10 protein-coding genes are annotated in these 14,680 nt (G+C 50.4%); all 10 read left to right on the top strand.

Going from position 1 to position 14,680, the window contains the following annotated elements; translation table 11 throughout:
- Positions 1–21: 21 nt before the first annotated feature.
- The 10 genes from J4772_RS24955 to J4772_RS37625 all read left to right on the top strand — a co-directional run bounded on the left by J4772_RS24955 (position 22) and on the right by J4772_RS37625 (position 14,558).
- Entirely contained in the window at positions 22–1,035 is a 1,014-nt protein-coding gene (locus J4772_RS24955) for a zinc-dependent alcohol dehydrogenase (RefSeq protein ID WP_247740846.1), read from the top strand.
- 18 nt (positions 1,036–1,053) lie between these two features.
- Positions 1,054–2,562: a sulfatase family protein gene (locus tag J4772_RS24950; protein ID WP_209071863.1), complete on the top strand. Its 1,509-nt coding sequence runs from the start codon at positions 1,054–1,056 to the stop codon at positions 2,560–2,562.
- A gap of 305 nt (positions 2,563–2,867) precedes the next feature.
- Complete coding sequence (locus tag J4772_RS24945; RefSeq protein ID WP_371822915.1) at positions 2,868–3,824, top strand: ABC transporter permease; 957 nt, start codon at positions 2,868–2,870, stop codon at positions 3,822–3,824.
- 18 nt (positions 3,825–3,842) lie between these two features.
- Positions 3,843–4,721, top strand: coding sequence for a carbohydrate ABC transporter permease (locus J4772_RS24940; RefSeq protein ID WP_087568963.1), 879 nt, complete (start codon positions 3,843–3,845; stop codon positions 4,719–4,721).
- Positions 4,722–4,826: 105 nt separating this feature from the next.
- Positions 4,827–6,497 (top strand): extracellular solute-binding protein, encoded by a 1,671-nt coding sequence (locus J4772_RS24935; protein WP_247740844.1) that lies wholly within the window; start codon positions 4,827–4,829, stop codon positions 6,495–6,497.
- A gap of 92 nt (positions 6,498–6,589) precedes the next feature.
- Entirely contained in the window at positions 6,590–12,115 is a 5,526-nt protein-coding gene (locus J4772_RS24930) for an S-layer homology domain-containing protein (protein ID WP_209071862.1), read from the top strand.
- 96 nt (positions 12,116–12,211) lie between these two features.
- Positions 12,212–13,174: an aldose 1-epimerase gene (locus J4772_RS24925; RefSeq protein WP_209071861.1), complete on the top strand. Its 963-nt coding sequence runs from the start codon at positions 12,212–12,214 to the stop codon at positions 13,172–13,174.
- A gap of 250 nt (positions 13,175–13,424) precedes the next feature.
- Complete coding sequence (locus J4772_RS37630) at positions 13,425–13,757, top strand: carbohydrate binding domain-containing protein (protein WP_209077421.1); 333 nt, start codon at positions 13,425–13,427, stop codon at positions 13,755–13,757.
- Positions 13,727–13,999: a hypothetical protein gene (locus tag J4772_RS24915; RefSeq protein WP_209071860.1), complete on the top strand. Its 273-nt coding sequence runs from the start codon at positions 13,727–13,729 to the stop codon at positions 13,997–13,999. Before J4772_RS37630 ends, J4772_RS24915 begins: the two co-directional genes overlap by 31 nt.
- Before the next feature lie 244 nt (positions 14,000–14,243).
- Positions 14,244–14,558: an S-layer homology domain-containing protein gene (locus J4772_RS37625; RefSeq protein WP_371822741.1), complete on the top strand. Its 315-nt coding sequence runs from the start codon at positions 14,244–14,246 to the stop codon at positions 14,556–14,558.
- Positions 14,559–14,680 lie beyond the last annotated feature (122 nt).

The raw sequence follows: 14,680 nt of genomic DNA, 5'->3' as shown, positions 1-14,680 counted from the left end.
AGAAGGACAGGGGGAGAAAGTATGGCTGAAACGATGCGAGCGTTAGTGTATGAAGGTCCCCGGCAGATGGAGCTTCGTACCATGGAGATTCCCCAGCCCGGGGAACACGAGGTGCTTGTACGTGTTCACTGGGCGGGCATATGCGGCTCAGAGCTGAGCGGCTATCTGGGACATAACTCGCTCAGGAAGCCTCCGCTTGTGATGGGGCATGAATTTGCGGGAGTGATCGAGCAGGCTGGCACCCGAGTGGAGGGACTTCAGTCAGGTGATCGGGCGACAGCTAATCCTCTGATCTCCTGCGGGATCTGTATGGATTGTTACAGCGGTAGGGCGAACTTGTGTCCGAAGCGAAGTCTTGTCGGAGCAGGCAGGCCAGGGGCGTTCGCCGAATATGCCGTTGTTCCTGCCGGGAACATTCACGTGCTTCCTGAATCCGTTTCATTAGACGCTGCTGCGCTAGCGGAGCCGTTTGCCTGTGCGGTTCGTATTGCCCGCTTGGCCGCGCTGGAGCCATCAGACAGTCTGTTCATTGCCGGTGCTGGGCCTATTGGCCTGTTTGTGCTCCGGGCTGCGCAGCGGTATGGCGTTCAGCATACAGCGGTTATGGATTTAAATGCGGAGAGGCTTGGCATTGTCAGGGCAATGGGAGGTATTGCCGTCTCCTGTGATGAGGATCTGGCCAGAGTGACACCGGCGCGAGGCTTCGACAAGTGCGTGGATGCTGTCGGCATCGATGCCACCAGGCAGCAGTGTATGGGTATCGCCAGACCAGGCGGTAGAGTGGTGTTCTCAGGTCTTCATACGGCAGACAGTGTTGTGCCCGTCAATACCGCTATTCGCAACGAGCTCACGATGCTGGGCTCCTTCGGCTATAATCCAATCGACTTTCAAATCGCGCTCAAGTGGATCGAAGAGAGCGGCACTGGCCTGGAGACATGGACCGTGCATGAGCCGCTGGAGAACGGTAAGGCATGCTTCGACAAGCTGCTGAGCGGTCCAGGCGCCGTAGCCAAAATATTGTTAGAGCTAGGCTAACGGAAGGTGGGTCAATAGATGAAGCCTAATTTTGTTGTATTTGTTGTGGATCAGATGCAAGCTCGCACGATGTCTCTGCATGGCCATCCGGACGTGCGGACGCCGAATTTAGATCAGCTGGGTCTAGAAGGGGTGTCCTTCTCCAGAGCCTACTGCAACAATCCCGTATGTATGCCTTCGCGCGCGACCCTGTTGACGGGACTTACTCCCCGCCAGCATGGCTGCTTGACCAATGGCAGCGCTGTCCCTGAAGGGCTGCCTACACTGCCGAGGGTGCTCGCCGAGGACGGATATCGGACACATGCCGTAGGCAAGCTTCATCATCAGCCAATCGGCTCTGTCAGCATGGGCGAGGAGATGGCTTTCTCATGGGAGAGCAGAGCGCGTTGGGAGGCTGGAGAGATTACAGCGCTGCCAAGCGATTATTACGGCTACCAGACGACGGAGCATGTTGGTGGGCATGTCGATTGCTTTGGCGATTATTTGACATGGCTGGAGCAGGAGCTGCCGGGAGGAAGGGAGCGATTGCTGCGGGCGGGAGCCTATGAGAAAAATAGCCTGTACGAGCAGCATTGGAAGATCGATCTGCCTGAAGAGCTGCATTACAACCGGTGGATCGCTCGCCGCTCAGCGGCTTTCCTGGAAGGGCTTAGGCAGGAGGAGCCCTTCTATCTCTGGTGCTCCTTCCCAGATCCGCATCATCCCTTCGCAGCCTGTCGTCCTTATAGCGAGATGTATGATCCGCAGTCGCTGACGCTGCCGGAGGGGTGGAATGATGAAGCGGATTCCATCGATTGGCTGAAGGGCTTGAGAGCCGTTCATCCTGGGCACACGCAGTTCGATGAAGCCACTCTGCGTGACATATTAGCGCAGACCTATGGCATGATTACACATGTGGACAGCTGTATAGGGGACGTGCTGGACAAGCTGAAGGAGTGTGGACTCTATGAGAACACCATTATTGTCTTCATGGCGGATCATGGAGAATATTTGGGCTCCCATCGGCTGCTGACCAAGGCAGAGTGGCCTTGGGAGGAACTCCTGAATGTTCCCTATATCTGGAGAGCTCCACGCGCTGCCGGACAGGGCGTCTATCGTGAGCGCGTCGTCAGCCTGCTTGACTTCGTGCCGACGATTCTGGACTTTGCCGGTATAGATCAGGCTGTCATGGATACCCGCGGCATCTACAGCGCGCCGCCGCTAGGCTTGCCGGGCCGCAGTCTGCGCGATGCCGTTGAAGAGGGCAAGGAGCTGCCTCCCCGTCCGGCGCTTGTGGAATACGATGAGGATTGGTATGCGCCCGAGACGACCCGAATGCGCACACTCGTTGCGGAGCAATATAAATTAACAGTGTATATAAATTCCGATGAGGGGCTGCTGTTCGATCTGGCGGCAGATCCTCGTGAGCAAAACAATCTATGGAATAATTCTGAATACGCTCACGTTCGTTGTATGATGACAGAACAGCTCCTGCGGGAGCTGATTCGTACCGACCGTTTCGATACGCTTCGGATAACAGGAGCATAAGCGGCCGGCCTGGGCTGTCTGGAAGAGTGGTTACATCACTTTTCTGGACAGTTTTTCTTTTTGTTCCATTTGCATAGGGTATTGACGGAATATGATGGCAGAACTATAATAAAAACGAAACGAGTTTCGATTATTTATATGCTAATCATAATATTGAATAGTAGTTTCGAAAACTCATCATTTTTATAAGTGATTTGTAATCGCTTGCAAGGGAGGGGTGAGCTTGAGTAATTAGGTGAGTGTTCATAAAGTGCAGTCTCCATCACCGGCTAATACAGAAAGAAGGAGTGCTTGTTGTGGAAAATGTGAATGAAGTCCGGCAGCTGGACGTACCCGACATCAAGCGCGGGACGCCATTGAAGCAAAAAGCCTCAAGGCTGCTGAAGAGTTACCAGCTATATTTGTTTGTGCTTCCCGCTGTCTTGTATTACGTGCTCTTCCATTATGTGCCGTTATACGGCATTCAGATTGCCTTCAAAAACTTCCTGGCCTTCAAGGGCATAGCGGGCAGTCCATGGGTGGGTCTGGAGCATTTCGAACGTTTTTTCCGTTCCTTCGAATTTACGAGAATTATTTTGAACACGATCAAGCTTAGTGTCCTGCAGCTCGTTGTAGGCTTCCCAGCTCCTATCATACTCGCACTGATGCTTAATCAGCTCATGCACAAGAGGCTCAAGAAGTTTGTGCAGACCGTCATTTATGCGCCTCACTTTATTTCGACGGTAGTTATTGCGGGCATGTTGTTTTTATTCCTGTCGCCGGATACGGGCATGATCAACAAGCTCATCGGATTGTTTGGCGGCGAGCCGGTATTTTTTATGGGTGATCCCGACTGGTTCAGGCCCGTGTACGTGCTGTCGGAGATTTGGCAGAACACAGGGTGGGGCACGATCATTTATCTGGCAGCGCTTACGACGATTAGTCCCGAGCTCCATGAATCGGCGGTCGTGGATGGCGCGAACAAATTTCAGCGGATTCTGCATATTGATATCCCCGGCATTATGCCGACGGCCGTTATTCTGTTAATTCTGAGCACGGGCAATATTATGAGTCTCGGCTTCGAGAAGGTCTATCTGCTGCAAACGCCGCTTAACCTGCCCTCATCGGAGATTATTTCCACCTATGTGTACAAGACAGGCCTGGTTGGCGCGCAATATAGCTTCTCGACCGCTGTAGGATTGTTCAACTCAATTATCAATTTCATCATTCTCATCACAGTCAACCAAATTGCCAAAAAAGCTTCCAATACATCGTTATGGTAAGAAGCGGGGAGGTTCAATATGTTTAAACGGAGTCTAGCAGACATCTGGTTCGATCGAGTGAATATGCTGTTGATTTTGACCGGATTGGCCATTATTGTCTACCCCCTCTACTTCGTTGTGCTGGCCTCAGTGACGGACCCTGGTGCTGTTCAGATGACCCTGTTCTGGCCGGAGAAGTTCAGTCTGGAGGGCTACAAGAAGATACTGGACAGCGATAACTTGTGGGTGGGCTACAAAAATTCTTTTGTATACGCAATCTTAGGAACGATTATCAATTTATGTCTGACCCTTCCTGCAGCCTACGCCCTGTCGCGGAAGGATATGAAGGGCCGCAGTACGATTATGCTCGTTATTACGTTCACGATGTTTTTCAGCGGTGGACTTATTCCTACCTACTTAACGGTCAAGGAGCTTGGCCTGCTTGACTCGGTCTGGGCGATGGTCATACCCAATGCGGTAGGCGCATGGAATCTCATCATTGCTCGAACGTTTTTCCAGTCTACGATTCCGGATGAGCTTCTGGAGGCGGCGAAGATTGACGGCTGCTCCGATGCCAAGTTTTTTTGGAAAATGGTGCTTCCCCTGTCTCAGGCGCTTATTGCGATTATGGTGTTGTTCTACGGCGTTGCGCATTGGAATTCCTACTTCAACGCATTGATCTACCTGCGGGACCAGGAGCTGTACCCCCTGCAGCTCGTGCTTCGATCCATTCTTATCGAGAATCAGATTAGCAACGACATGATGACGGACCTGTCCTCCATGGGGGACCGACTCCGAGCGGCGGAACTAATCAAATACGGCATGATTATTATTGCGGCGCTGCCGTTGCTTATTCTGTATCCTTTCCTGCAGAACTATTTTGTAAAAGGCGTCATGATAGGAAGCATCAAGGGGTAATGGATGGAGCCGTTATAACGGAAGGGAGGTGCATGCCAGACAACTTTGTTGGTTTGCTGTAGTTAATGTAAGCGCATACGAATGCAAAATTAGGAGGTCATCGATTTGAACAATCGGAGAAAAAAACTGTTGGTATCCTTTCTTTCAGTCATTATGAGCTTATCTGTTCTAAGTGCTTGTGCAGGAAACAACACTAAAAATGCGGAGCCATCCAAGGAGCCGAATCAAACGGAAGCGTCGCAGACGCCTGAAACAACGGACGGAGGGGCTGAGCAAGGTGTATTCCCGTTAGCGGAGAAGGTTACGCTCGAGATGGTAACCTGTAAGCACCCTAACAACGGGCCGTTCGAGGAAATGGATTTCTTCAAGCAATATGAAGAGAAAACAAATGTGCAGATTGAATGGACAGACATCGAATTTGCGCAATGCGAGGAGCAACGCAATCTGATTCTGGCAAGCGGCGAGCTGCCGGATGCGTTCTACGGCACACTTGCACTGACAGGCAATGACGTGATTAACTATGGCGGCCAAGGCATGCTGGTTCCTTTGGAGCAATACATCACGAAGGAAACGATGCCTAATCTGACGGCGTTGATTGAACAGAATCCGAAGTACAAAGCGATGCTGACAGCGCCGGATGGCCATATCTATTCGCTGCCAAGCATCCGCGAGCTGATGCTGTGGCTCTCTCCCGACATGATGTATCTGAACAAGGAATGGCTGGACAAGCTGGGACTTGCCGTTCCGACAACTACGGATGAGCTGCGGATCGTTCTGGAAGCATTTAAGACAAAGGACCCGAACGGCAATGGCAAAAATGACGAAATTCCATTCTCCTTCCTGTGGGATTTCGCGAATTATAACGTAATGGGCATCGGCTCGTTGTTCGGCAGCTTCGGCAGAGCGGATTCTGCCAACCATATCTTCGTCGAAGATGGCAAGGTGGTCTTCTCTGCGAAGGAACCGGAGTACAAGGAAGCAATTCAATATTTCCACACCTACATCAAGGATGGATTGTTTGATAAAGAGAGTCTTGCGCAGGACCGCAATCAGCTAGTGGGCAAAGGAAGCGGAACAGAGCAGCGCCTGGGCGGATTCTTCTCTTGGAATGCCTTCTCGGTTGTCGGTGTCGACAATGATCCGAAGTATGTGGTGGTTCCAGCTCTGAAAGGACCAAACGGCGATCAAGTGTGGAGAAAGTCTTTGAATAATAATCAAGGCGTGAATCCTTTTGCATTCTCGATGACAGCCGCTAACAAGCATCCAGAGCTTACGATGCAGTGGATTGACTTGTCCTACGCAACGGATACGTCGATCGAAGCAGGCTGGGGACCAATCGGAACAACATTGGAAGACAAAGGCGGAACCTTGACGCTCAAGGAAGCGCCGGCTGGCATGACAACGGACGAATATGTATTCAAGACGGCGCCAGTTGAAGCTCCTTATGCTATTTTAGAAAATACGTATGGAACTCGTCTTGCGATGGCTGACAAGGATAAAGTGAAGACAGATGGCATTAAAGAGAATTATTTGCCTTATATGACATCGGAGACGTTTCCTGGCGTATTGTTCACGGCTGAGGAGTCTCAAAAAATTAAAGTGCTGGATACCGACATTAACAGCTACGTGAACCAAACAAGCGCCAAGTGGCTGCTTCAAGGCGGAGTAGACGGCGAATGGGACAAATATCTGGCCGATCTGGAAAAAATGAAGATTGACGAGTTGATCAACATTTATCAAACGGCGTACGACCGCTTTAAGAGTGCCCAACAATAATCGCAAACAACTGAGAGCTTTCCCTGGTATCCTTGGTCCCGGGGGAAGCTCTCCACTTTCGCCACACGAATAGAAGGGATGGTGCATTAATTTTGAAAGCGTATTCAAAAATTAAACAATGGTTGACTGTATTTTTGAGTGCGGCCGTACTGATCGTATCTTGTCTTGCTGGTGTCGGGGGGGTCAGTTACGCAGAAGAGGCAAGCGACGAGCTTCCCGTAAACATTAGAACCGACAAGGCAGATTTTGATACCATTCCAGCCGTTGCTGAGCATTACAGGAATCAGTTCGGCAATAATGCGGTGGCGTACTTCAACAGCATTAACGGCGAAAGCCGTATTCAGCGCATTAACTTTCTGCAATACCCGGATGGGCATTATTTGCAGATTAGTGGCGAAGTAACGATTGATATCCCTGCAATGAATGCGAAAGTGTGGCGTCTGTTCAGTGATGTGCGCTTTGAGGGCTCTGTTGCGCAGACGATGAAGCTTTACGTGATTGACCCCAATGATGTGGAAACAGAATGGACCGTATTCCAGAACGGTGGCTGGAATGACCGCATAACTGGTCTATATACGAACTATACGAAGATGGGCTTCCAGGAAGACAACCCAACGGAGGGGATTACCCATCCTTGGCTGATTAAGGATACGAACGGCGATATTATCTATGAAGGCTACAAAATGAAAATCGTCGGAAACGGAACGCTGCGCAGCGTTTATCACTGGGAAGAAGAAGGCGTTCCTCTGGAGTTTGATACTTCCGCATGGACCGTTCTTGGAGGTGAGCAGGATATACTAGACGTCTCCGTCGATGTAGATGCGCTTACCAACTTAAGCATGGACGGCGTTAACAAGCTGCCCGAGGAAGTGTTCAAGCGTTACCATGTGAACAGCGGTCCTATCGGTATCGAGCAAGCGGGCGGCGAATTTACGGTGCTGGACGAGGCGTATCACAAAACGACTCATGATTATGGGTTTATTCCCGGGCGCGGCGCATTTCATTACACGCTGATGACGAGCTGGGCTGGTCTCAAGGAGGATTCGACGCGTCCTGGATATGCAGACTTTACCGCGACGAACGAGGTTTATGTCAAGAGTCAGCCTGCCATCGACAAATTCGAAGGTCTGTATCCATCTATCGGCAAGGACTATGTACTGACGCTGGATGGCTGGCCAAGGTGGATGTGGGAGAACCCTAATTCCGGGCAATCGGAGCACTTTGGCACACCGTCCCGCGCCAACTTTGATGCTGCTGCCGACGCGTCAGCCAAGCTGATCAAGAGCATCGATACAAGATTTGACGGACTGGGTCCCAAGTATGTGGAGGTTAAGAACGAATCAACGATCCCGCAGGAATGGTGGTTCTTCCAGTCGGAGCCGGAGCAGGCTTGGAGCTACTTGTCCGAGTTCCATAATAAGGTAGCTGAAGAGGTAAAGGCTGTGAATCCGGATGTTTTGGTGGGCGGACCGTCAAGCGCATTCATGTATCTGGAGAAAAATGATTTCAATGAAGCGCGCGCCCAGTTAAAATTTATGGATGACACGAAGGATTCACTGGATTGGTATTCACATCACTTCTATGAAAATGCCAACCTGTTCATACATGACAGAGAGAACAACTCGGATGGCTTCCTGAGCGGACGATTGGAAGCCGTGCTAGACCTGCTCAATGCACATATGGTGAATTCAAATAACGTGAAGCCGATTTATATTACGGAAGAAGGCACTTACAATACGGCGGGAAGCGACGCTGACTACTTCCAGAAATTAGTTGCCTTCAACGGCTACATGCTGCGTTTCATCAATTATTCCGATACAATCGGCATGTTGGTTCCTTACTTGTATCCTATTATTAACTGGCGCCCCAACTCTGCGGGTACGTTCTACAAATATAATGAAGCACAAAACGGATTGTTGGAAGAAATGACGCCAATGGAAGCTTATCTGGATATGTGGAAGGATTATCGCGGTGCGTTTCTTCCTGCTGAAGCGGATCAAGAGCGTGTCTTCACGAATGCGGTTCGCTTCAATAACAAGGTGTATGTCGCTGTTCACAATCTGAACTCGCAGCGCGTCAACCTGGATCTGAATGTGTTCACGGGAGACGCCAATATTGCTGGCGTAACGCGCAAGCATTTCTTCCTGGAGAAGGGCGACCTGACCTACGAGGAAGAGAATGTCACAGATCTGGACAATGTGTACATGCGCGTGCAGGAAATGAGCGTATTCGAGATTACGCTGGATTCCAATCCGGCGTTCACCAAATCATGGGAGAGAGAATTTGCGTACGCTCCTCAGGAACTTGTGCCGACGAGCGTAAATGCACCCGCCTCATTTACGGTTCAAGCAAGGCCTGCGAATCTCGCCAAAGCGACTCTCCGTATTGGCTTTGGCAAGACGGGCAGCGGGTTTGCGGAGGACATGCAAGTGGCTGTAAATCCTAGTGATACGGCCAATATGCAAAGCTTCAGCAAGGATTTGGCTTACACGAATAAGCCTGGCAACCTGTTGACCTTTACTGAATTTGAGCTGGATACCAGCAAGCTTCTGGCGAACAATTCGATTGAAATCTCGCTTCCGGACGATGACGGATATATAACAAGCGTACAAATCATCGAGTATCACGAGCAGTCGGCTCCAACAGGCGTCGCCACGAGTGCGCTTGCTGGTCCTATTGCGGACGCTAAGTCGAAGCTTGCGTCGACTATCATTTCGTCCACAGGCAATGAGGTTGAGCCAGGCAAGAGCTGGGTGAAAAAGCAGTACCGAGACACTCTCAATATTGAAGTAACCAAAGCTGAGATTGTTGCACAGGATGCCTTGGCGACAAATGCTGAAGTGACAGAAGCTTTGGCAGACCTAGCCAAGGCGGCTGGGATTTTTGATCAATATACGAAGACCAAATCGTCGCCTAGCGGCAGTCGAGGGGCCAAATTCTCCTTCGAGGACGGAGAAACGGCAGCTTATACCCACAATGTAAATGCTGTTACGGCATCGACAGGCACGCAAGGCGCAACGGACGGCAGCAAGGCGCTTCAAGCGGAGTTTACGACCTTCACATCCTACGCTTGGGATACAACAGGCACCTACTCAGGTAGCCTTGATTTTGCGGCGCCGGAGGAGGGCTGGAGCCTGGGAGCTGCTCCATTCACCTTCGATGTCAAGAATTTAAGAAGCTACGCCACGCAGCTGCGAGTGGAAATTACGGACACTTCGGACGTAAAAGGCACTTATTATTTTACGCTCGGAGCAGATGCTTCGAGGAGCATCAGCATTGCCGATTTCGGCGTTGCGGGCGGCACATGGCTAGCGGACGGCAATTTCCCGAGAAACGCAGCTATCGATAGCAATAATCTGAAATCCATTCGATTGTATGTGTTTTCTCCTACGGCCGCTTCGGTTACGAATGCAGCGCTTGCTATTGACAATATTGTGATCGGCACTGTCGCGAATCCAGACCCAGGTCCTGTCAATCCGAACGGTGTGTTCCTGTCCTTCGAGGACCAGGAAGAGGTTGTTTATTCGGCCAACGGCCAAGGGATTACCGCTTCCCGATCCGAGCAGGGCGCGACACATGGCAGCAAAGCATTAAATACGGAGTTTACTACCTTCACCGCATACAGCTGGGATACGAGCGGCAGATATTCAGGCAGCATAGACTTCACTGCGCCGCAGGAAGGCTGGAGCCTGGACAGCAAGCCGCTTCAATTGGATGTCACGAATCTCGTGAACACAGGAGCACAGCTTCGCGTTGAGGTTACCGACGTTCAGGATCATAGAGGCATTTATTATTTTGCCATAGCGCCCAATCAAGCACGAACGCTTACGATATCCGAATTTGGGGTCTCTGCGGCTAGCTGGCTGGCAGACGGCTATTTCGCAAGAACGGCGGCAATTGACACAACCAAGCTGAAAGCTATTCGTTTGTATGTATTTGAGCCTACAGCTGTAACCGTGGGCCATGCGAAGCTTGCTTTCGATAACATGATGATAGGCAGCGGGACGGTCCAGCCAACAGATGAGCAGCTGGCAGCCGAAGCGGCAAATACGTTATCGGCAGCCTCGTTAACATTCGCAGAGGGAGACACAGCGCAAGCCGTAACAGGAGCTATTTCATTGCCGTCTGCTGGCCTGCATGGAGCAAGCGTGGCATGGGCTTCCAGCCATCCATCGACAGTGGCGGCTAACGGGACGGTTGTTCGACCTCAGCATGGAAGCGGGAATCAGATTGTGACACTGACGGCTACCGTCACTATTGGAGAGGCAAGCGCAACCAAGGCCATTACAGTAACTGTGCTGGAGCAGGCTGCGACTCCTCCTCCGCCAATCATTCATGTACCCGTGCCAACAGCTCCGCCAGCAGCCAGCGCTGAGGTTCTCGTGGATGGCAAGAAGCTGGACAAAATAGCAAGCGCGGTTACCGCGACCGAGGCGGGGCGCAAGGTGACAACGATTACGGTCGACCAGCAGCTGCTTAAGAATAGTCTGAGCACTATAGCGAATAACGCTGTTCTTACCATTCCTGACGCGAGCGGCTCCCCTGTTGTGAATGGCAAGCTTAATGGCGCGATCGTTAAGGATCTGCAGCAGAAAAATGTGGCGCTTGAGCTTCGAACAGCTGCTGCCTCCTATAAGCTCCCTCTTGAGGAGCTTCAAATGGATGATATTATTAAGGAGCTGGGCTCTGATGTGTTGCTGGAGGATCTAATCATCAATATAAGGATCAGTCAAGCCGATGAGCAAGCGGAGCAGGTGCTGGAGAATTCGGCTGAGCAAGACGGATTCACGGTAGTGGCCTCTCCTGTAGAGTTCCATATCACGTACACTTACAAGGGTAAGACAGTAGAAGTCAATGAATTCGACTCTTTTGTCGAGAGATCTATCCTCATTCCAGAAGGTGTGGATCCGAATCAAATCACTACGGGGGTAGTGGTGGAAGAGGATGGAACAGTTAGACAGATTCCGACTAAATTGGTTGGACAGAATGGCAGCTATTATGCGGTTATGAATAGCTTGACGAACAGCACCTACGCGGTAATCTGGAATCAAGTGGCTTTCCAGGATGTATCGGATCACTGGGCGGAACATGCTGTAAATGACTTAGGCTCCAGATTGATCATAACTGGGGTTGACGGCAATCGCTTTGAGCCGGACCGCTCCATCACACGTGCCGAGTTTACCGCTATTCTGGTAAGAGCTCTGGGACTTCAGGCAGAGGCAGGAGAGTCGGTGTACGCCGATGTTGCCCAAGGTAGCTGGTATGAAGCCTATCTCAATACGGCGACAGCATACGGCTTGATTCACGGCTATGACAATAGTGAATTCAGACCTCATGATCTCATCACGCGTGAGCAGGTCATGAGCATCATGGAACGAGCTATGGCGCTCACAGGGCTTGATTCTGTAGCAGAGATGATAGATGCGGATGAGCTGTTGTCCAGCTTCAAGGATGGCTCCGAGGCGGCAGCCTACGCCAAGAGCGGCATAGCAGCCAGCATCAAGGCAGGTCTCTTGCTGGGCAGAAGCGAGCAAGTGCTTGCTCCAAAAGCAGCTATCACAAGAGCAGAAGTCGCGGAGGTTGTTCGTAGACTTCTGGAGCAATCTAATTTAATCTAATCATTAAAGAACTTTTTGAACAAGAACTATAAGTCTTTTTTTGAGAGGCCTCTATATGGAGGCCTCTTGCATATTAAGAAGAGAGGGCGAAGAAGCATGAATCAATATGAGGTTATTTGTAAAGTCGAGGATGGATATTCGGTTGTAGAGCTGCGGGATACAGAGCGCGGAGATTTTGCGCAGCTTGTACCGGAAGTTGGCGGGAATCTGATTCGGTTTCATTCGTCTGGGCGAGAGCTGTTAGCTGCGCCGGGCTCTATTCATGATTTGAGAGCAAGTGAAACGATGTACGGCACACCCATTCTATTCCCGCCTAATCGCGTGCAAGGCGGAAGCTTTACATTCAAGGGAAGACCCTATCAGCTGCCAATCAATGAGCAGCCGGACCGCCATCTGCATGGCGAGCTGGCGCGAAGAAGCTGGGAGGTCGTGGAATGGGGAGGAACGGAAGCACAAGGGGCCTATGTTGTGCTTCGGTTTCGCTATTCCGATCATGAGGATATGCTGGCTTACTTCCAGCATCCTCTCGTATTCAACGTGACAATTTCCTTGCTAGGTGGACGTCTTCGACTGGACGGCGCCATCGTCAATGAGGGCGTGGACGAGGCCCCGTTCGCCTTCGGCCTACATCCTTACTTCAATCTGCGGGGCGGACAAGTACTGTTGCAAGCTCCGGCAGCCAAGGAATGGCCAATCTCAAGCTTCACCTTCATTGAGGGTACCCCAGCCGATACCGAACGTGCGGCAGAGCTGCGCGCGGGGCTTCCGCTGGATCGTATTGCTCCTCTTGGCTCAGCAATGGTGGAGCTTCAGGAGGGGGAGGAGCGTATCTGCCGACTGCAGATGATAGAAGAAGGCTATACGATCGCCTATTCCATTGGGAACACCTTCCCATATCTGCTTATCTTCCGTCCCAATTGGTCGGAGTCGATCTGCCTGGAGCCATACTCCTGTCTGACTGACGCCTTCAATCTGCCATATCCCCCGGAGATGACGGGAGCAAGAGGCATCGCTCCTGGTGAGCAAGTGACGTTCGAGACTTGTATGTGGGCGGAGTAGACATCTCCAGTGAGATGACCAAAGTGCAAAAGCGATTTTATTACAAAGTGTTGTCTATGGAGTAGTAGTTACTCTGAAACAACTAGTCGAAAATGTTAATTATGGAGGCTCATTAATTCCTTTACAAAGAATGACACGGACTAAGAAACGGGGTCATTCTTTTCGAGTGAGCGCTTTCTATATATTGTGATGAATGGAGTGATGACAATGGCAAAGGTTCTAAAGGGCAAGATCGTCTTCTGGCTAGTCAATATGGAAATGGTTTAATAAACATACGTATTGGAGTGGACGCAATCCCTCCCAATTCGATCCTTCGATCGTCTGGGTAAGTAATGGTACGGCAAAGCTTCGTACCAAAAATGAAAACTTAATAAAGAATGGAAGCTTTGAAACAGGTAATCTGTCCAATTGGTCTGCTTGGGGTTCAGGGATGAAAACAGCATCCGTCTCAGCCCAATATCGCGACCTATATGGCGTGGTCATTAATGGTCAAGGTGCTGTTCAGCAGATTATTACTGGTCTGCAGCCCAATACGACCTACAAGCTTTCGGCTTGGTTAAAAAAGGATCGGGCACCAAAGTGAATGTAGGCGTTAAAAATTATGGCAGCACGGAAAAGTTGAAAGAAGTAACCAGTTCAAGCTGGACGTCAGGTACTGTGGAGTTCACGACGGGCTCAACTAATACCAGTGCTGAGGTATACGTATATAACGCCGGAGGAAGCGGTATTGTCTATGGAGATGAAGTATCTGTTGTCCGAAAGGTAATTGCAGCATCTGGAGAAACGATGCTCAGCGATAATTATATTACATCTGCGGTCATTTAATCCAAGAAGAGGAACACTCATAAGGATACGATGGTGTTTCGACGGTCAATTGATTCGTACAAAATCTCATACATTTATGTACGAGAATCAATACATTTTTTTGGATACTGAAATATTTGAATGGGACGGACTTCCGGGAGACAGCTTGAATTCCCTCTTCGAGGTAGATTATATCCGTGCCTGGCACAAATAACTGTGGAAGGAAAACCCTATATGAATAAATGGGGCAATGCTTCACTCATAGTTGTCGTACTCTTCCTTAGCTAATGGGGGATGCCTGCTTGTCTGGCTAGAGCGGAGGAGCTGGTATGGCGCTTACGTCAGTACGGCTCATGAGCATCAATTGATTCGAGGTTATGGGGATCATACGTTCAGACCGATGCAAGTCTTGACCATACAAGAAGGCCTTGAAATGCTGGGCAATGCTATTAAGCTGACAGGCTTGGCTGCTCTCGAAGCCCCTCCCCAAGATGAAACGCTTGTGTACTTAACTAGAGAAGAAAGCGCGGTCTGGATCCATTGGCTTCTGTCTAAGTATGTGTTAGAAGTCGATATTTGAACATTGCAAGTCGAGATTGCATCTTCTCTCTACAGCGTTGAAGGACTATGCTGATTACAGAAGTAATGTCATAGTCCTTCAACCCATGCGAGCTAAGAAAAATATCGTCTCGCAAAAGAGGA

Source organism: Cohnella sp. LGH, from assembly GCF_017671885.1.
GTDB classification, from domain to species: Bacteria; Bacillota; Bacilli; order Paenibacillales; family Paenibacillaceae; genus Cohnella; species Cohnella phaseoli.
This window is presented reverse-complemented; position numbering and strand designations above follow the sequence as displayed.